The 21,236-nt window shown below is 72.0% G+C and carries 15 protein-coding genes and 1 riboswitch; of the genes, 5 read left to right on the top strand and 10 right to left on the bottom strand.

Translation table 11 applies throughout. The features are described 5' to 3' along the window. Nucleotides 1-5 precede the first annotated feature (5 nt). The 7 genes from CCO03_RS16065 to CCO03_RS16035 all read right to left on the bottom strand — a co-directional run bounded on the left by CCO03_RS16065 (nt 6) and on the right by CCO03_RS16035 (nt 11,421). A complete protein-coding gene (locus CCO03_RS16065; protein ID WP_087282671.1) occupies nt 6-791 on the bottom strand; it encodes an enoyl-CoA hydratase in 786 nt (261 codons plus the stop codon). A 163-nt stretch (nt 792-954) separates the two neighbouring features. After that, the gene (locus CCO03_RS16060) at nt 955-1,776 is read right to left on the bottom strand and encodes an ABC transporter ATP-binding protein (protein ID WP_087282669.1); all 822 of its coding nucleotides are present in this window, start codon (nt 1,774-1,776) and stop codon (nt 955-957) included. Next, nucleotides 1,770-2,816, bottom strand: a complete 1,047-nt coding sequence (locus CCO03_RS16055) for a FecCD family ABC transporter permease (protein WP_236903899.1) — start codon at nt 2,814-2,816, stop codon at nt 1,770-1,772. Before CCO03_RS16055 ends, CCO03_RS16060 begins: the two co-directional genes overlap by 7 nt. Before the next feature lie 272 nt (nt 2,817-3,088). Continuing rightward, on the bottom strand, nt 3,089-3,943 hold the full coding sequence (locus tag CCO03_RS16050) for an ABC transporter substrate-binding protein (RefSeq protein WP_236903896.1): 855 nt from the start codon (nt 3,941-3,943) through the stop codon (nt 3,089-3,091). Between the two features lie 159 nt (nt 3,944-4,102). Further along, nucleotides 4,103-6,229 (bottom strand): TonB-dependent receptor, encoded by a 2,127-nt coding sequence (locus CCO03_RS16045; RefSeq protein ID WP_087282665.1) that lies wholly within the window; start codon nt 6,227-6,229, stop codon nt 4,103-4,105. Nucleotides 6,230-6,355: 126 nt separating this feature from the next. Continuing rightward, nucleotides 6,356-6,611: riboswitch (cobalamin riboswitch) on the bottom strand. A gap of 227 nt (nt 6,612-6,838) precedes the next feature. Further along, entirely contained in the window at nt 6,839-9,364 is a 2,526-nt protein-coding gene (locus CCO03_RS16040; protein ID WP_087282663.1) for an ATP-dependent DNA helicase, read from the bottom strand. Continuing rightward, nucleotides 9,361-11,421: a VRR-NUC domain-containing protein gene (locus CCO03_RS16035; RefSeq protein ID WP_087284824.1), complete on the bottom strand. Its 2,061-nt coding sequence runs from the start codon at nt 11,419-11,421 to the stop codon at nt 9,361-9,363. Before CCO03_RS16035 ends, CCO03_RS16040 begins: the two co-directional genes overlap by 4 nt. Before the next feature lie 474 nt (nt 11,422-11,895). Between CCO03_RS16035 and CCO03_RS16030 the strand changes: the two genes are divergently transcribed. Both CCO03_RS16030 and CCO03_RS16025 read left to right on the top strand, forming a co-directional pair. Next, on the top strand, nt 11,896-12,411 hold the full coding sequence (locus tag CCO03_RS16030; protein WP_087282661.1) for a carbonic anhydrase: 516 nt from the start codon (nt 11,896-11,898) through the stop codon (nt 12,409-12,411). Nucleotides 12,412-12,863: 452 nt separating this feature from the next. After that, complete coding sequence (locus CCO03_RS16025; RefSeq protein WP_087282660.1) at nt 12,864-13,418, top strand: NADPH-dependent FMN reductase; 555 nt, start codon at nt 12,864-12,866, stop codon at nt 13,416-13,418. 307 nt (nt 13,419-13,725) lie between these two features. On the opposite strand, the gene CCO03_RS16020 is transcribed toward CCO03_RS16025, so the two are convergent. Next, nucleotides 13,726-14,385, bottom strand: coding sequence for a DsbA family oxidoreductase (locus CCO03_RS16020; protein WP_087282659.1), 660 nt, complete (start codon nt 14,383-14,385; stop codon nt 13,726-13,728). Nucleotides 14,386-14,724: 339 nt separating this feature from the next. Further along, a complete protein-coding gene (locus tag CCO03_RS16015; RefSeq protein WP_087282657.1) occupies nt 14,725-15,051 on the bottom strand; it encodes a tetratricopeptide repeat protein in 327 nt (108 codons plus the stop codon). Nucleotides 15,052-15,269: 218 nt separating this feature from the next. Between CCO03_RS16015 and rsmD the strand changes: the two genes are divergently transcribed. The 3 genes from rsmD (at nt 15,270) to CCO03_RS16000 (ending at nt 20,233) form a co-directional block, all read left to right on the top strand. Continuing rightward, nucleotides 15,270-15,980, top strand: a complete 711-nt coding sequence (rsmD, locus tag CCO03_RS16010; RefSeq protein WP_087282655.1) for a 16S rRNA (guanine(966)-N(2))-methyltransferase RsmD — start codon at nt 15,270-15,272, stop codon at nt 15,978-15,980. A 234-nt stretch (nt 15,981-16,214) separates the two neighbouring features. Further along, nucleotides 16,215-17,318, top strand: a complete 1,104-nt coding sequence (locus CCO03_RS16005; RefSeq protein ID WP_087282653.1) for a metallophosphoesterase family protein — start codon at nt 16,215-16,217, stop codon at nt 17,316-17,318. Continuing rightward, the gene (locus CCO03_RS16000; protein WP_087282650.1) at nt 17,315-20,233 is read left to right on the top strand and encodes an AAA family ATPase; all 2,919 of its coding nucleotides are present in this window, start codon (nt 17,315-17,317) and stop codon (nt 20,231-20,233) included. The genes CCO03_RS16005 and CCO03_RS16000 overlap by 4 nt, the downstream gene beginning before the upstream one ends. A gap of 225 nt (nt 20,234-20,458) precedes the next feature. Here the strand turns inward: CCO03_RS16000 and CCO03_RS15995 are convergent, their stop codons facing one another. After that, on the bottom strand, nt 20,459-21,154 hold the full coding sequence (locus CCO03_RS15995) for a YqaA family protein (RefSeq protein WP_087282647.1): 696 nt from the start codon (nt 21,152-21,154) through the stop codon (nt 20,459-20,461). Nucleotides 21,155-21,236: the final 82 nt, after the last annotated feature.

The following is a 21,236-nucleotide window of genomic DNA, read 5'->3' as shown; positions in this document are numbered from 1 at the left end:
GGTGTTCAGCCCTTGCGCGCCCGGGCCTGCAGCGCGGCCATGCCGCCGCCGGGCAGCACGTCCTGGGTGTTGGCGTTGTTCCACTCGCGGGCGTATTGCTGCTCCAGCGCCAGGCCTTCGGCCTGCGTGGTGGCAAAGCCCTCGTCAATGAGGCGTTTGTACTTGGGCAGGATGGTGGGCGACAGCTCCAGCATGTCCTTGCCCAGTTGCACGGCCTGGGCCAGCAACGCGTCGTTCGGCACGATGCGGTTGACCAGGCCCCAGCGCTCGGCGGTGGCGGCGTCGATGTAGTTGCCGGTCAGCGACATCTCTTTGGCACGCGCGATGCCGATGCGGCGCGACAGGCGCTGTGACATGCCCCAGCCCGGCATGATGCCGACGCGGCCATGCGTGTCGCCAAAGCGGGCGTCGGGTGCGGCAAACAACAGGTCGCAGGCCAGGGCGACCTCGAAGCCGCCCGTGACGGCGGCGCCCTGCACGGCGCCGATGATGGGGCCGGCGAAGGCCTCCATGGCGCCCACGATGTTGAGCTCGCGCTCCATGCCGAAGGCGGCCTGGCCGCTTTGGGCCCGCGCGCCCAGCTCGCGCAGGTCCAGGCCGGCGCAGAAGGCGCGCCCCGCGCCGGCCAGCACGACGACGCGCGTGCCGTCCTGCATCAGCGTGTCAAAGGCGGCGGTGAACTGGCGCCGCAATTCGTTGGACAAGGCGTTCAGCGCCTCGGGCCGGTTCAGCGTGACCACCGCCAGGCCGTCGGCGGGACGATCGATGAGGACGAGGGAGGGGGTGGTCATGCGCGCATTCCGGGTTGGTGGTGAATGGGGCATTGTCCAGCGCCGCCGCGGTGTGGCGTTTCGCGTGGCGGACAGGGTGATGCGCTGGCTCAAACCAGAGTCGTGATGGGTATGCATCGGTTGTCGATGTAACCAGATCGAGAACGGGTGCATACCCCTGGATTCACAGCGCATAGCTGATGCGCAGCTTGCCCTGGGCGTCGGTTTCGACCTGGGCGCGCACGCCGAACACCCGGCCGATGTGGGCCGGCGTGAACACCTCGGCCGGCGGGCCAATGGCGGCGATGCGGCCGCCTTGCAGCAGGGCGATGCGGTCGCAGTGGGCGGCGGCCAGGTTCAGGTCGTGCAGCACCACCACCACGGTGCGCTGCAGGCGGGTGATCAAGGCCATCAGCTCCAGCTGGTAGCGGATGTCGAGGTGGTTGGTGGGCTCGTCCAGGAACAGCAGCTCGGGCTCCTGGGCCAGGGCGCGCGCCAGCAGCACGCGTTGCCGCTCGCCGCCCGACAGGCTGGCCAGCGTAGCGTTCGCCAGGTGGTTGGCGCTGACCTGCTGCAGGCAGTCGTGCACGATGGCCCGGTCGCGCGCGCTGTCGTGCGACCAGCGCGACTGGTGGGGGTAGCGGCCCATCATCACGGCGTCGTGCACGCGGCCCTCGAGCGCGGGCGGGCTTTGGCCCATGACGGCCACCTGGCGGGCAAACTGCCGCGCATCCAGGCGCCAGATGTCCTGCCCGTGGAGGTGGACCTGGCCTTGCGTGGGTGTCAGCACGCGGTAGAGCAGGCGCAGCAGCGTGGACTTGCCGCAGCCGTTGGGGCCGACGATGCCCAGGGTTTCGCCGCGCGCCACCTGCAGGCTCACTTGGTTGACGATGGGGCGGCCCACGATGGGGCGGCCCACGAACGGGCGGCCCACGAACGGGCGGCCCACGTACGGGCGGCTCCCGGCGGGACCCGCGCGCCAGACCAAGTCGGTGGCCGTCAGCATGCGGGGCCGCCTTTGTCGGCTCGGCGCGTTTGCCGGCCCTGGCGCACCAGCATCCCGATGAAGAAGGGGCCGCCGATCAACGAGGTGATGACGCCCACGGGCAGCTCCATGGGGGCAAACGCCGTGCGGGCCAGCAGGTCCACCGCGATCAGGAAGGCCGCGCCCATGAGGGCAGCCACGGGCAACACCCGCCGGTGGTCGTGGCCGATGAGCATGCGGGTGATGTGGGGGATGACCAGGCCGACGAAGCCGATGGCGCCACTGACCGCGACCAGGCTGCCCGTCATCAGCGACACGAGCACGAACATGCGGCGGCGAAAGCGCGCCACGTTCAGGCCCAGGCTGATCGCCGATTCGTCGCCCGAGCGCAGCACGTTCAGCTCACGCGCGCTGCCCCACAGCACGGCCAGGCCCAGCAGCAGGATGAGGGCCGGTGCCGGCAGGCTGATCCACTGGCTGCCCGAGAGGCTGCCCAGCGTCCAGGTCATCAGCGAGGCGGCCAGCTCGCGCTGCCCCGCCGTCAAGGTGATGAGGCTGGTCACGCCCATGCAGGTGTACGCCACGGCCACGCCGCTGAGGATGAGGCGCGTGGGCAGCACGCGCCCTTGCTGCAGCGCCAGCAGGTAGACCAGCGTGGTGGCCAGCAGCGCGCCCGCGAAGGCCCCCAGCGTGATCGCGAACAGGCCGGCGCTGGCCAGGGCGCCCCAGGCCAGCACGCTCACGGCACCCACCGAGGCACCGGACGACACGCCCAGCAGGTAGGGGTCGGCCAGGGGGTTGCGCACCAGGGCCTGCATGGCCACGCCGACCACGGCCAGGCCCGCGCCCACGACGGCCGCCAGCAGCACGCGGGGCATGCGGATCAACCAGACGACGCGCTGGTGCTGCGGCGAGGCCTCGCTGACCGCCGGCAGGCCCAGGGCGTGCAGTGCCTCGGTGCGCAGCACCTCCCACACCTGGCTGGCCGGCACGGCGCTGGACCCCCAGCACAATGCGGCGCCGGCCGCGAGCAGCAGCACGGCCAGGGCCAGCAGGAGCAATCTGCCGTCGCGAGGCCGGCGCTCGGCACATCCGCCTCGCTGCGCATCGCTTCGCAGGGGCACCGGGTCTGGACGCGCTGGCGTGTGGGGGCTGGATGGGCTCAGCCGTGCGCCGTCGCCGCCCGCGCCTGCCCCGGTTGGGCCTGGCAGGTCCTGCAGAAGGTCGGGCGCATGCGAACGCAAGGGCATCAGGTCGCGCACCCGTGCAGGCGCGGCCGCTGGCGGTGCGGCGCCACGGTGGGCGCCGGGGGGCGTGGCACCGCGGGGGCTGTTCATGGCGTGCCCAGTGCGGGTGGGTCGACGGTGATGCGCCGTTCGGGGTGCAGCGCGGCGGCCAGGCGCTGCGTGGTCGCCACGTTGCGCGGCCCGGGCGTGGCCTCGGCGTAGGTCATGACGAAAAAGCGCTGGTGGCGGATGGCGCTGACCCCCGCCAGCTCGGGCTTGCGCATCAGGAAGTGCCGCTTGCCCTCGGCGCTGGGGTGGCCGTAATCCACGATGACGATCCACTCGGGGTCGCGCGTCACCACGTCCTCCCAGTTGCCCTGGGGCCAGTTGCTGGCGATGTCGTCGAACAGGTTGTCGGCGCCGGCCTCGTGCAGCATGGCGCGGGGCATGCCGTAGCGGCCCGAGGTGGTGGGCAGCTTGTCGCCGCTGTCGTACACGAAGACGCGCGGCCGGTGCGTGACGCCGGCCATCTCGCGGCGCAGGGTCGCCAGGCCTTGTGCCAGCACGGCCACCTGCTGGTCGGCCTGTGCCGAGGAGCGGAAGATGGCGCCGATGTGGCGCATGTCGTCGAAGGCGTCTTCCAGCCGCACCTCGCTGCGTGCGGCCACGTGGATGCAGGACTCGGTCAGCACGTACGACGCGATGCCGTGGCGGGCCAGCAGCTCGGGCGTCACCCCACCTTGGCGAAAGCCGTAGCTCCAGCCGCCAAAGACGAAGTCGGTGCCGGCGTTCACCAGCGTTTCGAGGTTCATGCCCTGGGTGGACAGCTTGGGCAGGCGCGCCAGCGCCGGCGCGAACTCGGGCGCAATCTCCTTGCCATCGGGGATGCCGGCGTAGCCCACCAGCCGGTCGGCCAGCCCCAGGAACAGGAACATCTCGGTGATGCCCACGTCGTAGGTCACGGCACGCTTGGGCTCCTTGGGGTATGCGGTGGGTACGCCGCACACATTGACGGTGACGCCAGGTACTGCGTTTGGGTGAGCTGGCGCTGGCGCGCTGCGCGGGCCACACGCGCCGAGTGCCAGCGCCAGGAGGAGGGCAAGGGCGGTGACGCGCATGCCTCAGAAGCGCAGTTGCGCGTTGAGCTCGACTTGGCGGCCGCGGCCCAGCAGCCACTGGCTGCCGTACGACGACTGGGCGTACAGGCGATTCGCCAGGTTGCGCCCGACCAGGTTGAAGCTGACCTGGCGGTTCATGCGCCAGCTGACCACGGCATCGGCCACCACGTACGACGGCAGGTAGGTGGTGTTGGCGTTGCTGCTGTAGCGCTTGCCCACGTGGCGCAGGCCCAGCGAGGCGCGCCAGTCGCCCACGGTGTAGTGCGCCCACACGTTGGCGGTGACGCGCGGCACGTTGGCCGGGCGGTTGCCCGAGCGGTCGATGCCGGTGGCGCCTTCCCGCAGCTCGTCGAACTGGGCGTCGACCCAGCCCAGGTTGCCCTCGAAGCGCCAGGCCCGACTGGCCTGCAGCGCGCCCGACAGTTCGATGCCGCGCGAGGACTGGCTGCCGCCCTGGATGGACACCGTGGGTTGCAGCGGATCGCGCGTGATGATGTCGTCCTTGCGGATGTCGTACACGGCCAGCGCCCACTCACCACGCGGGTCGGGCAGCTGCTGCTTGATGCCCAGCTCGACCTGGCGGCCACGGCTCAGCGTGAAGCCGCTTTGCGACGCGGCCAGCGACAACAGGCTGGTCACGGGGTCGTGGCCGGTGCTGACCTGGGCGTACACGTTGGTGCGGTCGTTCAGCGTGTGCGTCAGGCCCAGGCGCCACGAGGTGCCGGCCAGCTTCTTGGCCAGCGTGGCCTGCGACACCACGTCGCGGCGGTCGAAGTCGTACCAGTCGCGGCGCAGGCCGGCCATGAGCAGCCACTGGTCGTGGAGCTGCCAGGCGTCTTCCAGGTAGAGGGCGTTCTGGCGGATGGCGTTGGAGAGCTTGAGCGCGTAGGGATCGGGGCTGTCCCACACGCCATGCTGCGGGTTCAGGGCATCGACCACCGATGAGCCCGTGTAGGGCGAGCTGTTCAAGGCCTTGAAACGCGAGCGCGACAGGTCCCAGCCCGCGGCGAGCTTGTGTTGGCCCGCTTCGGCCAACAAGGCCAGCCGGTTGCCGCTCTGCGTCAGGTCGTGGCCGATCTCCAGGTAGTCGGAGCGCGCCACCGTCTGCTGGGCCGGGTTGTAGCCGTAGGCCTCGATGTTTTTCCAGTGGCGGTCCGAGCTGAAGTGGTAGCTCTCGTTCCGGAGCGTGAGGCCGGGACGGACCTGCCACTCGCCCTTGAACTTGACGCGGCGGTCCAGGTAGCGGATGTCGCTGTCGCGCACGTTGTAGTTCTGGTGGCGCAGCGCGCGGGCCACGCGCCCATCCACGGTGGGCGTGCCGAAGTAGCGCTCGGGCTGGGTGTCGCTGAAGTCGGCCGTGAGGTCAAAGCGCAGCGTGTCGCTGGCCTGCCAGCGCAGGGCGTTCATGAGCTTGGCGTTGGTGCTGCGGCCCAGTGGGCGCTCGCCATCGGTGCGCTCGCCATAGGCGTCGATGCGGTAGCTCAGGCCAGGTGCCAGCGCACCGGTGGTGCCCAGGCCGGCGCGGGCGGTGCCATGCTGGCCGCCGCCCAGCAGCATCTCGGTCTGCCGGTCTGCGCTGGGGGTCTTGCGGATGGCGTTGACCGTGGCGCCCATCGTGCCGCTGCCAAACATCAGCGAGCCGGGGCCGCGCAAGACCTCGAAACGCTCGTAGCCCCAGGCGGCATTGGGGTAGGTGATGGTGCCGGCGGCCACGGGCAGGCTCAGCCCGTCCTCGGCCACGCCCACCGAGTTGACGCCGCTGAAGCCGCGGCTGGAAAACGCCATGCCGCCGTTGCCGGGCGAGGCGGTGCTGGTCAGGCCCACGGTGCGCGTGACGGCATCGGCCACGCCGAAGTCGGCGCGTTCTTCGGCCTGCCGGGCGGTGATGGCGCTGAGGCTGGCGGGCAGGTCTTGCGTTGTCACGGGCAAGTGGGTGCCCGAGGTGGCAGGCGTCTGCAGCGCCGAGGGCACGGCGTCGGCCGTCACCTGCACACTGGGCAGCGTGTCCTGCGCGGTGGCGAGCAGGGGGCAGCACAGCATCCAGGATGCGAGCAGAGGGCTTGGGCGCAGCGCATGGGCTGGGCGCAACACGGGACGAACGGCGCGAGCGGCCGGAGTGGCTTGGGTCATGTCAAAGGTCTCATTCCACCTGATGTGACACGGCAAGCCAGAGCGTGCGGCGCTGAGTGGCCACAGGCTCAGACGCCGTCCACACCCCGCAGACAGTCATGAGGTCATGCGCCCCCGAAGGAGCGCATGGCGAACCACGAACAGGCCGGTCTCCGGGCTCACAGCATCGACCCTGAGGTCGAGGTGCACACCCACCTTCCCAAGCGTCTGGGCCACGTGGAGACCGTGGCCAGACTGAACTCAGTGGTTGCGCTTCGCCAGAGGGCGAAGCGCGGGGCGTGCTGTCTGTCTACCGTTGCGGGGGCAGCCAAGGCTTGCGGGGTTGACCCGACCTTGTTCCCGTTTCACTCGCGAAGCGAGCACCTGTGCATGGGCTGAAATCAGCGCGGCGGAGTGTAGCCCACGCGGCGCGGGACGAGGCCGCGCACGCGACGCGAAAATGGCGTGCCCGGTGACAACCAGGATAGGTATGCACCCATGGCCTTTTGTTAAATATCGGTAGCAGGACTGTACTGCCTTCAAGTCGCCATGAAGACCATGAAGGATGCGTCGCCGTTCGCCGTTCGCCGTTCGCCGGCGTGCGGGCCGGCGCCCCGCCGCACCGGGCGTTCACGCGTGGCGCGCCGCCTCAGCGTGGCTCGCTGAGGGCGAGGGGGCCGGCGCCGACCCGGACACCGGCGCGGTAGCCGCAGAAGCCGCCTGCAGCCGCCACCAGCGCGGCAGCAGGGCTTGCACGTGGGGCCGGCCGTAGCGGTCGTCGATGAGGTGGATGGTGCCGCGGTCGTCCTCGCTGCGGATCACGCGGCCCGCCGCCTGCACCACCTTGCGCAGGCCGGGGTAGAGGTAGGTGTAGTCGTCGCCCTGGCGTGCGCCGAAGCGCTGGGCCAGCACGCGCCGCATCGCGTCGTTGACGGGCCCCAGCTGCGGCAAGCCCAGCGTGGCCACGAAGGCCCCGATGAGCCGGCGGCCGGGCAGGTCCACCCCTTCGGCAAACACGCCGCCCAGCACCACCAGGCCGACGACGCGGCTGGTCTCGGTGAAGCCGGCCAGGAAGGCCTCGCGGCCGGCTGCGTCCATGGCCGGGGTCTGCAGGCACAGCGGCAGCGCGGGGTGGCGCTCGCGCAGGCGTTCGGCCACGCGCTGCAGGTAGTCGAAGCTGCTGAAAAAGCACAGGTAGTTGCCCGGTGCACGGGCGTGCTGCTGCGCCACGAGGTCGGCGATGGGGGTGAGCGATTGCGCGCGATCGGCCCAGCGCGTCGAGACCTCGCGCACCACGTGCACCTGCAGCTGGTCGGCCGCGAAGGGCGTGTCGATGTCGACCTGCGCCGTGGTCGGCGGCAGGCCCAGCAGGTCGCGGTAGAAGGCCGGCGGGTTCAGCGTGCCCGAGAACAGCACCGTGGCTTGCGCGCTGGCGTGCCGGGGCGCCAGGTGCGGCGCGGGGATGACGTTGCGGATGCCGAGCACGGCGCTGGCGCGGGCGTGCGGCCGATCGGTAGCGCGCGCGGGCAGGCGGGCGATGTCGAACAGCGCGTGGGGGCCGAACTGCTCGGCAAGCTGCAGCAGCTGCAGGGCCTCGAAATGCAGGGCCAGCAGGTCCTCGCCCAGCGCCTGAAGGCCTGCATCCTGGGCCTGGCCAACGGCCTGGGTGACGCGCTGCAGCGCCGTCAGCAGCGTGGGCGGCACGGCGTCCAGCACGGCGTAGTCGGCGGTCTGCGTGCTGGCCAGGGCCGTGCAGCAGCGCCGCAGGCGGTCCAGCGCCGTCCGCACCGGGCCGGTGGCCTGCTGGCGGGCGGCGGCCAGCGTGAAGGGCGACAGCTCGGCGCTGTACATGCGGCGCGCGCGGTCGACCAGGTTGTGCGCCTCGTCCACCAGCACGCCGACCCGCCAGCCTTGCTCGCGCGTGAGCGCGTGCAGCAGGGCGCTGCTGTCGTAGTAGTGGTTGTAGTCGCCGACGACGACGTCGCTCCAGCGCACCAGCTCCTGGGCCAAGTAATAGGGGCAGATGCCGTGCGCCAGGGCCAGGGTGCGCACGCTGGCCGGGTGCCAGTCGGCCAGGGCCGGCGCGGCGGCGCGTGCGGCCGGCAGCCGGTCGAAAAAGCCCCGCGCCAGCGGGCACGACTCGCCATGGCAGGCCTTGTCGGGGTGCTCGCAGGCCTTGTCACGCGCCAGCAGGGCGAGCACGCGCAGGCGGGGCGCAGCGGGCGCGAGGGGTGGGTCGTCAGCGGGGCAGGCCGCTGCGTCCGGCGCGGCATCGGGCGCGGCATCGGATGGTGTGGCGGATGCCGCATCGGACGACACGGTGGCACAGGCGGGCGACGGCGCGGGCTCGTTCGTCCAGGGCGGTGGTTGCAGCTGGGCCAGCGCGCGCAGCGCCACGCCCTGGCCCGTGCCTTTGGCGGTCAGGAAGAACAGCTTGTCCAGCCCTTGATGCGCCATGGCCTTGAGCATGGGGAACACCGTGCCCAGCGTCTTGCCGATGCCGGTGGGCGCCTGGGCCATGAGGCATGCCCCGTTGCCCGTTTGTGCACCCTGGCGCGCAGCGCGATACACCGCCACGGACAGCTCGCGTTGCCCGCTGCGGAAGTCGCCGTGCGGAAAGGCCAGACCGGCCATGGCGGCGTCGCGGCCCAGCCGGTGCGCGGCCTCGGCGCGGGCCCAGCTCAGGTAGCGCTGGCACAGCTGGTCGAAGTGCGCCTGCAGCTCGGCGGCGGTGCAGTCTTCGGTGAGCACCGTTTTTGCATCGGTGTCGACGTTGACGTAGACCAGCGCCACACGCAGCCGCGTCAGCCCTCGCGCCTGGCAGAGCAGGTGGCCATAGGTGCGGGCCTGGGCCTGATGCAGGGCGCGGTGGTGGTCACGTACGCCGTCCAGCTGGCCGCGGTAGGTCTTGATCTCTTCCAGCTGCCCCGCCTCGGGGTCGAAGCCGTCGGCGCGGCCCCGCACCTGCAGCGCGTCCTGGTACAGACCGGACAGGGTGACCTCGGTTTCGTAGCCGGGCGCGCGGCGCGAGCGCACCCGCGCGTGGCCGGCCATGCCCTCCAGCGCCGAGGGCGCGGGCGTGAAGCGCAGGTCGAGGTCGCCCGATCGCGCGGCGAACTCGCACAGCGCGCGCACGGCCACGGTCGCCGGGTTCATGGCAGGGCCTCGCGCCGGGCTGCGGGTGTGGTGACGGCCGTGGCGATGCGGGCCCGGCGTGTTGCAGGGCTGGGGGGCGCCGAAGCCGCAACGCCTGGCGTGGGCGGCAGCGGCGATGGCGGCAGCGCTGGTGCCCTTGACGACAAGGGCCAGGGCGCGTCGGCCCAGGCGGCATTGAGGTGCTCGTTCCCGGCCTCATCCCGGCCGCGCGGCGCAGCCTGGGTCACCTGAGGGGCGGCTTCGGCGGGGTCGCGGTCGGCGTCGTCTTCCCAACACACGTGGCAGACCTGCACGGGCAGGCCATGGGCCTCGAAATGGCGCAGCCAGCGCAGTTGGTTGTCCTGCAGCTTGTCGCCCGGGCCCTTGACCTCGACCAGGGCGTAGCGGCGCTCGGCGGGCCAGAAGCGCACCAGGTCCGGAAAGCCGGAGCGGTTGACCGTGACGTCTTGCAGCAAGCGCGTGAACACCACCTTCAGGTGCGCCGCGGGGATGCAGTGCAGCGCCAGCGCCAGCAGGTCGTCGGTCACCGCGCCCCAGTGCACGAACGGCGACTGCAGGCCCTGCTTGGCGGCATGGCGTGCGCGGATCAGCGCGGCGTGTGAACCGTCGTCCAGGGCCGCCAGGCAGCGCGCGAATTCGGACGCGCGGCGGGTCGCGAAGTCGGCGGCGCTCAGGTCGGCCGGGCCGGCTTGGAACGGGTGGAAGAACGCACCCGGCACCGGCGCAAAAATCGCCGGCCAGCACAGCAGGCCAAACAGCGCATTGAACAGCGTGTTCTCGACGTAGTGCACCGGCGCCTCGTCGCGGTGCCAGTGCCGGCAGACCACCACCTCCACAGCCTGAGGCGTGGCCGGGCGGGGCAGGCACAGCGCGATGCGGGGCGGCAGGTCGGGCCCACCTGTGCACCCGTCGGCTGGCTGCTCGGGCGCCGCTGACGCGGGCGGTGGGCCGGACGTGGCGCTGCCGCGCTGACGCGTCGGCGCAGGCAAGCGGGCCCGGTCCGCCGCGCGGCTTACCGGCAGCCCCAGCTGGCGCTGCAGGCGCGGCAGCATGCGGGCCACGCGCTGGCGTTCGGCTTCGTCTTCGGGCGCGGCCTGCGCGGCCGAGGCCAGGGCCAGCGCCGCGTTGAACTCGCCCAGGCGTTCGTGCACGCGCATGCGGCGGTGGCGGGCGCCCGGGTGGCTGCTTTGCGCGTAGGCGCGGAGCGCGAGCGGCCAGTCCTGGCGCCGTTCGCAGGCCTGGCCGACTTGCCACAAGGCCTTGGCGCGCCGGCGTTCCAGCCACACGTTGTCGCTGCCACAGGTGGCCAGGCGCTGCAGCACGGCATCGGGGTCGGCGCCATCGGCCAGGTCTTGCCGACACGCGGCCATGGTCAGGTAGCGGTCCACGTCGGCGGGCGACTGGAAGGCGCGCGAGGCGGCGTCGAAGGCCACGGTTTCGTGGCGAAAAATGCCCAGGTCGGCCAGCACAAAGGCCGACCAGTCCTGGTGCAGGTTGCCGAAGAACATCAGGCGCAGGCGCTCGCACAGCGCGTCCGTCATCAGGCGCCAGACCGGCTCGGTGGCCTGCGGGTGCCAGTCGGCGTAGGTCTGCGTGTGGTCGGCGGCCACGCCGGCCTGCGCTTGCCAGGCCTGCAGCAGCTCGGCTTTTCGCAGCCGTGCCGCGCCGCTCACGGTGCCCAGCAGCGGCAGCAGTTCGGCCTTGGTGTGCAGGGCGAACAGCTCGTCCAGCCGCATGGGGGCGTCGGCCGACAGCCAGCCCTGCCGCAGCAGCGGCGCGGCGGCGGCGCCCAGGTCGGGGATTTCGGCATAGACCAGCCGGCTGGCCCGGAACCAGGGGCCGCGCCGCATCACCAGGCGCACCAGCAGGGCCTGCGCGGACTCCGGCAGCGTGTGGAACTGCTGGATGAAGCCGTGTTCGTCGGGCTGCAGCACGTCCGCATACCGGTCGGCCAGCCAGGCCAGCGCCTGCCTGAAGTGGTGCAGGTAATAGAGCGCCTGAGACGGAGGCCGGGTGAACGGCGTCGTCGGGGCGGGGCGGGGCGGCGGCAAGCTCATGAATCGGCCCCAGCGCGCCATGAGAGCTGTGAATGCATACAGTCAATGTACACCGTCTGGCGTGGGCGCGCTGGCGGCGGTGTCGGCCGGTTCGGAGCCCGGGCTGACGCAGCAGGCTGATCCGACCCGGCGTCGCGGCTTTCAGCGTGTGGGCCGGCTCGAACGACCAGGATGGGCGAGCTGGAGCGCGGGCGATCCACCGTGGTGGCCTGCCGGTCCACGGCTTCGGCGATCTCACACCGGCCAGGGTCCCAGGGCCGCTGCACCCCAGGCCAGACAGGCCGTTGAACACCTGCCAGCTGGCCCCGACCGCATCACCCCGGGCTTTCCCTGCCCAACCGGTGTCGCCGATTGCTTTTTCAGTCGGCCTGCGGCCCAATTGAAAATGTAATACCTAAGTATTTATTGTGAATTCATGTAAATGAATCACACGCCAGAACCTCGTCCCACGCCACGCCTTGATCGGAGACCTTCATGCACGCCTGTTGCCAGCACCTGCTCTCCCGCCGCGCGCTCCTGCGCTGGACCACGCTGGCGCCCGCCGTGAGCCTGGGGCTGATGCCCCGCGCGCACGCCGCCACGACGGAGGCCCTGCTGCTCAGCTGCATGGACTTCCGCCTGATGGACGACATCGAGCGCTACATGCACGCCCGCGGGCTGCGCGAGAAGTACGACCACATCGTGCTGGCCGGGGCCTCGCTGGGGGCCGTGACGGACCGGTTTCCGGCCTGGAACAAGACCTTCTGGGACCACCTGGGCCTGGCGATTCAGCTGCACCAGATCGAACGCGTCATCGTGATCGACCACCGCGACTGCGGGGCCTACCGGATGATCGTGGGCGAGGCGCACGCCAGCAGCCGCGCCAGCGAGACCGCCGCGCATGGCGTGCAACTGCGCCGGCTGCGCGAGGCCATCGGCGAGCGCCACCGCCACCTGGCGGTCGAAACACTGCTGATGTCGCTCGACGGCAGCATCGAAGTCGTGGGCTGATCGCCGCGACGCTCGCGGCTGCCGCGTCGGCTGGCTGTGGCCCGCGAGCAGCCGCCCCGAAGCCGGACACCCGGGCGTGGCCCAGGGCCGTGCCAGCCTCACCACGCGTCGGCTTCCGGCGCACCGGCAACGCCCGGGATGCCGGCCCGCGCGCAGGGGTGTGAATGTCGGCCTCCCCCACGTTGCGCCGCGCATGCACGTCCGTGGTGTCGCTGCCCTGGTCGGCCGATTCCAGCCCCGCGATGAGCCTAGCAAGTCGGACTCGCTCATTGGTCGTCTGGCTTCCAACCCTGAGCGCTTTCGCACGATCTCCGAAGTGCTGAAGTCAGCGGTCCCCTGGCATCTGGCGGCGGCCGATGGCGGTGAACCCGGGGCTCTGCGACACTGCGGCGTTCGTGCGCCGGACCGGCCCGGCGCGGCGAACCCCGTTTCCATTCACGCAAGGAGTTTTCATGGGCAAGCCCAACATCGGTTTCGTCGTCGGCAGTGCCAGCGCATCCTCGATCAACCGCCAATTGGCTCAGGGTCTGATGAAGCTGATCGCGCCCGAGGCCAACGCCAGCCTCATCGAGATCGCTCACCTGCCGCTGTACAACCGCGACGACGACGCGGCTTATCCGGCGGTGTTCCAGGCGCTCAAGGACCAGGTGAAGGCGCAGGACGGCATCGTCTTCGTCACGCCCGAGCAAAACCGCTCCGTGCCGGCGCTGCTCAAGAACGCGCTCGACGCCGGTAGCCGCCCTTATGGCCAGGGTGCCTGGAACGGCATTCCTGCGGCGGTCATCGGCACCTCGCCGGGCGCTGCGGCCACGGCCATGGCCCAGCAGCACCTGCGCAACATCCTGGTGTTCCTCGACATGCCCGTCATGGCCCAGCCCGAGGGGTTCATCCGCTGGAGCGACGGCCTGATTGACGCGCAGGGCGAGATCGGCGAGGCCAGCCGCAAGTTCCTGCAGGGCTACATGAGCCAGTTCCTGGCCTGGGTGCAGGTGCACCGCAAGGCCTGATGGCGCGCGTGGGTGCTCATTGATTGGGCAGTATGCCCCCATTTCCGTTCATATTTGAATGGAAATGGGGATATACCCCGATAAAACGTCTTGCGAATCGCATGGTTCGCTCCGCAGACGGCACAAGGCCCGGTTGAACCCGGGCCTTGGTTTTGGGCGGGCGATCCAACAGCTCGCGGGCTTACCCGTGAGGGTCGATGATCGTCCGTCAGGAGCCGTTAGGTGCCCCAGTGAACAGCCCCGTCCCGCGAGCCTGGCGAGGGGCTCCGGGGGCGCCGTGCTGCCGCCACGCCGCCGACTCGTGGGCTCAGGCCGCGTCGGGCGCCTGGGCCAGCTGGCGCAGGGCTTGCACGAACACCTCGGGCGGCTGGCCACCGCTGATGAGGTGGCGGTGGTTGATGACGAAGGCTGGCACCGACTGGATGCCGGCCCGCTGGAAAAAGCCTTCCTGCCGGCGCACCTCGTCGGCGAACTGCTGGCTGTCCAGCACCGCGCGGGCCGCCTCCACGTCCAGGCCCGCCGCCTGCACCGCGCGCAGCAAGGCCGCGGGGTCGTCGATGTTCTCGCCCTGGGTGAAGTTGGCCGCCAGCAGGGCCTGCTTCATGGCCAGCTGCGCGGCCTCGCTCTGCAGGCCGGCCCAATGGATCAGGCGATGCGCGTCGAAGCTGTTGTGGATGCGCCGGCCCTGCTGCGGCCCGAATTCGAAGCCCAGCTGGGCCCCGCGCTCCTGGATGGCGCGCCAGTTGGCCGCCAGCTCGTCGGCCGAGCGGCCGTACTTGCGCATCAGGTGGTCCAGGCGGTCCTCGCCCTCGGGCGGCATGTCGGGGTTGAGCTCGAAAGGCTGAAAGCGCAGCGTGACCTGCAGCTCGGGACGCAGCTCGTCCAGCGCTTGCAGCAGTGCATTCAGGCCGATGGCGCACCAGGGGCAATTGACGTCGGACACCAGGTCGATGGTCAGCGGTTTCATGGAAGGGCTTTCGGTGGGTGGAGGGGAAACAGAGGGTGGGGCAGGCGAGTTGCCTTCAGGCTGGGCAACAGGCTGGGCGATGGGCTCGCCGAGGACTCGCAGTCAGGGTTCGTCGAATGGCTGGCCGGATGGCTGGCCACATGGCTTGCCGACCGACGCGGGACACCTTCTCACAGATGCGGGCCCTGGCGCCCGCTTCAAGCGGCGAGGTCTGCGGCTGGGTTGGGTGATCGCAGGGGGGTGGTGAGTGGGTGGGCCTGCGGAGCGGACGGGATCGGGTGTTGATGGCCAACCGCTGGGGGGCGCGGCTCGCCGATCCGCGCGTCCCAGGCCCATGGCTCAGGGCGTGCCGGCTTTGTCCAGCCGCCGCAGGAACACGCCCAGCTCCTTCACGACCTGGGCATCGCCCTTGGCTTCGGCACAGCGCAGGCCTTCGGTCCAGGCCGCGCGCGCGGCGTCGGTCTGTCCCTGCGCGAGCTGGGCCTTGCCCAGCAGCTTCCAGGCCACGGAGTAGTGGGGGTCTTGTTCGACGGCGCGTTGCAGGTGGGGGATGGCGTCGGCGGGCTGGTCGGCGTCCAGCGCCGCCTTGCCCAGCGTCACGCGCAGCAGCGCGTTGTCCTTGCCGGCGGCCAGCATGGCCTGCAGGCCCTGGGTCATGGTGTTCATGGCGTTCTCCGTGCGGGCCGCATCGTCGGGGCCCGGCTCAGGCTGTCATCCTATGGATGTCCCCAAGCACGCGGCCTGGGCATGGTTTTAAAATGCGAGGCTCTCGGCAACCCCGGTTGCCAGAAATCCGATGTTTCAAGCGCCTGGGCCCTCAGGCGCTTTTTTCTTGGCGGGCTGCGTGATCGTGGGGCCTGCCTCGTTGTGAAGGTGTTCAAGCCATGGCGCGTTCCCGCCTGTCGGCGCAGTCTCTGCAAGCGCAAATGAAGTCCGGGTCCCGGGCACCGGCCGGCGAGCCCCCGGCCGCGCGGGGCCGCCAGGACCCCGCCCAGGCCGCGGCGGTGCACAAGGGCGCGACCCACGAGGTGCGCATCATCGGCGGGCAGTGGAAGCGCCGCCGCCTCAAGGTCAGCAACCTGCCGGGCCTGCGCCCCACGGCCGACCGCGTGCGCGAAACCCTGTTCAACTGGCTGGCCCACCAGGCAGGCGGCGACCTGACCGGCTGGCGCTGCCTCGATGCCTTTGCCGGCACCGGCGCGCTGGGCCTGGAGGCCGCTTCGCGCGGGGCGGCGGCCGTCACGCTGGTCGAATCGCAGAAAGACGCCGTGCGCCACCTGCAGGCTGCGGTGCACACGCTGCAGGCCAGCACCGTGCGCGTGGTGCAGGGCGACGGCCTGAGCGCGCTGCGCCAGCACACCGCGGGCAGCCTGCACCTGGTGTTCCTCGACCCGCCCTTCGCCAGCGACGCGGCACTGTATGAGGCCACCTTGAAGGCGGCTGAGACGGCGCTGGCCGATACAGGGTTGATTTATCTGGAGGCCGGCCAGGAGTGGCCGGCCGAGCGCCTGGCCGAGTGGGGCCTGCAGCGCCTGCGCCACCTGAAGGCCGGCCAGGTGCACGCGCACCTGCTGGCCCGGGCGCCAGTGGCGTGATCGCCCGCGAGCCGCGCAGGCGCGGTGGCGCGCTGACGGGCCGCGGCCCAGCGCGATGCCCTGCGGGCAGGGCGAAGCCGCAGGCGGTGGCTGGCCGTGTCGCGCGGCCGCCGTCCAGGCCGCGTAGCGTGGGCTGCGCCCGGTGCCGCATGCGGCATGGCCCCCGCTGAGGACAATGGTGTTTGAGGCCCGTGCGAACGCAGGTTCGCGGGGCCCGGTTTTTGGCTCGATGGCATGCCCCGTTTCATCCACACCGCCGACTGGCAGATTGGTCGGCACTACCCGTTTCTCGAGGCCGACGACGCCGTGCGGCTGGCCGATGCGCGCCTGGCGGCCGTGGTGCGCCTGATGGCGCTGGCGGTCCGGCTCGACGTGGACGCCGTGCTGGTGGCCGGCGACGTGTTCGACGCCCAGACCGTGAGCGACAAGACGCTGCGGCGACTGTTCGCCGCGCTCGGCACCGAGCGCGCCGTCGTGCTGCTGCCGGGCAACCACGACGCGGCCCTGGCCGAAAGCGTGTGGACGCGTGCGCAGCGCCTGGACCTCGTGCCGCCCCAGGTGCACCTGGCTCTTCGGCCCGAGGCCATCGTGCTGCCCTCGATGGCGGTGCTGCCGGCGCCGCTGGTGCAGCGGCACACGCGCGGCGATGCGACGGCCTGGTTCGACACCGCCGAGACGCCGCCAGGCCTGTGCCGCATCGGGCTGGCCCACGGCAGCGTGCAGGGCATCCTGGCCGAGGGCATGGACGCCGACAACCCCATTGCGGCCGACCGCGCGCAGCGCGCACGGCTGGACTACCTGGCCCTGGGCGACTGGCACGGGCTGCGCCAGATCGACGCCCGCACCGCTTACAGCGGCACGCCTGAACCCGAGCGGTTTCGCGACAACGGCGCCGGCCAGGCGCTGCTGGTCGAGGTCGATGCCCCGGGCGCGCTGCCGCGTCTGCGGCCGCTGGCCACCGCGGCGCACACCTGGCAACAGCAGGCCGTGGACCTGCAGGTGCCCAGTGACGTGGCCGCCTTGATCGACGCCAGCACGCGCTGGCCCGCGCGGCTGGTGCTGCGGCTGGTGCTCAGCGGCCACATCGACCTGGCCAGCCACGCCCGGCTGCAGCGGGCGCTGGACGAGGCGCGGGCGCGCGTCGCCAGCCTCAGCGTGGATGAGCAGGGCTTGCAGGTCGCCGCCAGCGAAGCCGAACTCGACGAGCTGGCCGTGGACGGCTACCTGCTGGACGTGCTGGCCGAGCTGCGCGCGCGCCAGGCCCAGGGCGATGCCACGGCCGACGAGGCCATGCGCGTGTTCGCGCGCAGCCTGATGCAGCAACGGGGGCTGGCATGACGCGCCCCTCCCAGCCTGGCGACGGCGCGGTGCCGGCTGCGGCCACTGCGCAGGGCGAGTTCGACTTCAGCGCACCGGCGCCGGCCGAGGCTGCGCCTGCGGCCGGGGTGGACCAATTCGGGGAGATTGCGGCTGACGAGCAGGCATCATCATCGGCTGTTGGTCTATACCTGCAGTCGCTGGCCGTGAGCCAGCTGCGCCAGTTCCGCGCGCCGTTGCAGGTGACGGGCTTGCAGCCGGGGCTGAACGTGATCGCCGGCCCCAACGAGTCGGGCAAAAGCACGCTGGCGCGTGCCTTGCGGGCGGCCTTTTTCGAGCGCCACCGCTCCAAGTCGGTGGAGGACCTGCGCCCGCTGGGCGACAGCGCCGCCATGCCCAGCGTAGACCTGGTCTTTGCGTTGCACGGCGAAACCGCGCAGCTGCACAAATCCTTCCTGGCCTCGGGGGCGCACTGCGAGCTGCAGTGGGGCCGCGAGCACTGGAGCGGTGCCCAGGCCGAAGAGCAGCTGGCGCAGTGGCTGGGTTACCAGTACGCGAAAAAGGGTGCCAGCCGGTCCGAGCACTGGGGCATTCCGGGTTTGCTGTGGGTGGAGCAGGGCCGCGCGGGCGAGCTGGCCGAGGCCGCGCAGCACGCGCGCGAGCCCTTGCAGCAGGCGCTGCAGGCGCCGGCCGTCAGCAACCCCCTGCACCAGGCGGCCGTGCAGCTCGCGGCCAGCGAGGGCGATCGCCTGCTGACGCAGTGGCAGGCCGAGCGCCGGCGCAGCCTGACCGACACCGGCCGGCCACGCGGCGAGCTGGCCGAGGCCCAGGCCCAGCAACGCCAGTTGCAGGACGAGCTGGCGCAGGTGCAGGCGCTGCTGGGCAGCTACGCGGTGGACGTGGACACGCTGGCCCAGCTCACGCAGGCGCTGCAGGCCGACGAGGCCGAACGCCCGTGGGAGCCCCTGCAGCAGCAGCTGGGCGAGGCGCGCCAGGTCCAGCAGCAGATCGCCGCCTGGACGCAGCGCCAGGGCGAGCTGCAGCAGGCCAGCGCCTCGGCGTCGCAACACCTGCGCTGGCTGCGCGCCCAGCTGCAGCAGGCGCAGCAGCAGCGCGCGCACCTGGCGCAGCGCCAGGCGCACGCGGCGCAGCTGCACACCCAGGCCCAGGCCGCCGAGGCCACGCGCGCCCAGGCCGACGCCGCCCTGGCGCAGGCGCAGACCGCGGCCCAGGCCAGCCAGGCGCGGGTGCAGGCGGCGCAGCAGGCCCACCACCGGGCCCTGCACCAGGCCCACGCGCAGCGCGTGCAGGCCGAGCGGCAGCGGCTCGCCCAGGCCTGCGAGGCCGCGCAGGCGGCCCAGGCCCAGCTGCAGCAGGGCGAGGTCGCCTGGCGCACCCAGGCCGTGCCCGAGCCCGCGCTGCGCGAGCTGCAGGACGCCCACCGCCAGCAAGAGCGCCTGCGCGCGCAGCTGGAAGTGGCCCGCACCGGCCTGTCGTGGTCGCTGGGCGATCAGCACGGCGTGGTCCTGCAGGTGGGCGAGCAGGTGCTGCCGCTGCAGGGCACGGGGCAGATGGGCCTGACGCAGGCCGCGCGCATCGTGCTGCCCGGCGGGGGCGAGCTGCGCGTGTCGCCGGGTGGCGCGCGCGACGTGCAGCAGCTGCAGGACCAGCTCACCCAGATCGAGGCGCGCCAGGCGCAGGCCCTGGCGGCGCTGGGCCTGGCCGACTGGTCCGCGCTGCAGGCGCGCGTGCAGGCCGCGCAACAGGCCCAGCACGCGCTGGCGTTGGCGCGGCAGCAGGTCCGCACGCTGGCGCCGCAGGGCCTGGCGGCCTTGCAGGCGCAACGCGACGAGGCCGAGCAGCGCTGGCAGCAGCTGCGTCAAGACCTGGAACCTGCGGCCGAACGGGGCGATGCCGCACCCGGTGCGCCCGAGCCCAGCCTGGACCCCGAGGCGGCCGAGCAGGCGCTGAGCCAGGCGCAAGCCCTGGCCGGGCAGCAGGCGGCCCGGCTGGCGCAGGCCCAGCGCCAGGCCCAGGCGGCCACCCAGGCGGCCCTGCGCGTGGGGGCCGAACTCCAGGCCGTGCAGGCCGAGTGCGCACGTCTGCAGGGGGCGGCCGATGAAGCCGCGCAGGAAGCCGAAGGTGCGCCCGATCCGGCCGAGCAGGTGCAGCAGCTGAGCGAGCAACTGGCCACGCTGGAGACGCAGCGGAGCGCCATCGCCACGCAACTGGCGGCCGCGCGGCCGGCCGAGGTGGCGCATGCGGTGGCGCGGTTGTCGCACGCGGTGGCGCAGCTCATGGCCCAGCACGACGAGCGCAAGGTGCAGCGCCGCCTGCTGGTGCAAAAGCTGCAGCAGGCCAACGGCCACATGGCCGACGAAGGCCTGGACGAGCGGGCCCAGCGGCTGGCCGCCGAGCTGGCGCGCACCGAGCGCCGCGTGCGCGAGCTGGACGGGCGCAGCCAGGCGCTGGACCTGCTGTGTCGCCTGGCCACGCAGCATCGCCAGGCGGCGCTGGCGCGCTTTGCCTCGCCGCTGTTCCTGCGCATGCAGGCCTACGTGCCCTGGGTGTGGCCGCAGGCCCAGGTCCACCTGGGCGACGGCTTGCTGCCGCAGAGCCTGCACCGCGGTGCGGCCGACCTGCTGGGCATGCCCGTGGACAAGCTCAGCGTGGGTGCACGCGACCAGCTGGCGCTGATCAGCCGCCTGGCTTACGCCGACTTGCTGAAGGCCGCCGGCCGGCCCACGCTCATCGTGCTGGACGACGCGCTGGTGCATGCCGACGCCGAACGGCTGGCCGCCATGCAGCGGGTGCTCCGCGAAGCGGCCAGGCGGCACCAGGTGCTGGTCTTCACCTGCCACCGCGAACGCTGGGAGGGCCTGGCCGCGGCGCAGTTCTGGTTGCCGGATCTGAAGGCGGGGGCGCCCGACACTTAGGATGGCGGCAATCATGGAGTATGGTGCTGCTGCCGTTTCAAAAAGAACGGCAAGGGAACCATACCTGGGTGATGCCGTCGTTCGCTGCCCGCTGCCCGCTGCCCGCTGCCCGCTGCCCGCTGCCCGCTGCCCGCTGCCCGCATGGGTGGTGTGAGCTCCTTGCCGTCCCGGTTGGCGGTCCTCCGGTGTTCGCCATGGGCGCACCCGCTCCAGCCAGTGGTTCCGTCACCCCAGGCCGCTCAACGTGCCCAGCAAGACGGCGTAGCGCGCCCCCTTGCCCACGGCGATGGCGAGGGCGCAGCGCCAGAACGACAGGCGCAGCCAGCCGGCGGCGGCGCACAGCGGGTCGCCCACCCCCGGCAACCAGCTGAGCAGGCAGACCAGCGCCCCGTGCCGTTGCACCCAGCGCCGCGCCAGCGCCTGGGCCTGGGACACGGGGGCCGCCGGTGATGAGGATGGGGCGTGGGGCGTGAGCGCCCCGGGTGCCGTGGCCCCTGGGGTTGCGGTGCCGGACCGCGTGGCCGGCGGGGCGGACGCGTGGGGCGCGGGGAACTCGGCGGGCACCGCCTGAGTCGCCTGGTCAGCTTGGTGCGCGGGCCCACCCGGCGGCGCCACATCCGTCGGAGCCGCTGGCTCGGGCGGGTCGGGCGGCCGCTGCATCAGCCGGTGCGCGCCGCGTCCCATGGCGTAGGTGATGAGGCCGCCCAGCGTGTTGCCGGCCGTGGCCACCAGCCAGATCCACAGCCGGGCGTGCTCGTGCGTGTGCGCCAACGCCAGCAGCGCCGCTTCGGACCCCAGCGGCAGCAGCGTGGCCGACAGCAGCGCCAGCGCGAACAGCCCGCCCAGCGCGGCGGGCAGGGGCAGCTGTGTCAGCCCCGTGGCGTGCAGGCCGTGCCACAGGGTGTCCCAAACATCGGTCATGGGCGCGATTGTCCCTGCGGGGGGCGACGGGGTGGGGGGCGACGGGTCACGGACCTCGAGGGCACGGTCCGCCACCACGTGC

This window comes from Comamonas serinivorans (assembly GCF_002158865.1).
In the GTDB taxonomy this organism is placed as follows: domain Bacteria; phylum Pseudomonadota; class Gammaproteobacteria; order Burkholderiales; family Burkholderiaceae_C; genus Comamonas_E; species Comamonas_E serinivorans.
The sequence above is the reverse complement of the archived record's forward strand: the minus strand, read 5'-3'. Positions and strand labels throughout refer to the sequence as shown.

Excerpts from the sequence above, each read along its gene's own strand:
- CCO03_RS16065 (WP_087282671.1), bottom strand. The coding sequence starts at position 791 with ATGACCACCCCCTCCCTCGTCCTCATCGATCGTCCCGCCGACGGCCTG.
- CCO03_RS16060 (WP_087282669.1), bottom strand. The coding sequence starts at position 1,776 with ATGCTGACGGCCACCGACTTGGTCTGGCGCGCGGGTCCCGCCGGGAGC.
- CCO03_RS16045 (WP_087282665.1), bottom strand. The coding sequence starts at position 6,229 with ATGACCCAAGCCACTCCGGCCGCTCGCGCCGTTCGTCCCGTGTTGCGC.
- CCO03_RS16040 (WP_087282663.1), bottom strand. The coding sequence starts at position 9,364 with ATGAACCCGGCGACCGTGGCCGTGCGCGCGCTGTGCGAGTTCGCCGCG.
- CCO03_RS16035 (WP_087284824.1), bottom strand. The coding sequence starts at position 11,421 with ATGAGCTTGCCGCCGCCCCGCCCCGCCCCGACGACGCCGTTCACCCGG.
- CCO03_RS16030 (WP_087282661.1), top strand. The coding sequence starts at position 11,896 with ATGCACGCCTGTTGCCAGCACCTGCTCTCCCGCCGCGCGCTCCTGCGC.
- CCO03_RS16025 (WP_087282660.1), top strand. The coding sequence starts at position 12,864 with ATGGGCAAGCCCAACATCGGTTTCGTCGTCGGCAGTGCCAGCGCATCC.
- CCO03_RS16020 (WP_087282659.1), bottom strand. The coding sequence starts at position 14,385 with ATGAAACCGCTGACCATCGACCTGGTGTCCGACGTCAATTGCCCCTGG.
- CCO03_RS16015 (WP_087282657.1), bottom strand. The coding sequence starts at position 15,051 with ATGAACACCATGACCCAGGGCCTGCAGGCCATGCTGGCCGCCGGCAAG.
- rsmD (WP_087282655.1), top strand. The coding sequence starts at position 15,270 with ATGGCGCGTTCCCGCCTGTCGGCGCAGTCTCTGCAAGCGCAAATGAAG.
- CCO03_RS16005 (WP_087282653.1), top strand. The coding sequence starts at position 16,215 with ATGCCCCGTTTCATCCACACCGCCGACTGGCAGATTGGTCGGCACTAC.
- CCO03_RS16000 (WP_087282650.1), top strand. The coding sequence starts at position 17,315 with ATGACGCGCCCCTCCCAGCCTGGCGACGGCGCGGTGCCGGCTGCGGCC.
- CCO03_RS15995 (WP_087282647.1), bottom strand. The coding sequence starts at position 21,154 with ATGACCGATGTTTGGGACACCCTGTGGCACGGCCTGCACGCCACGGGG.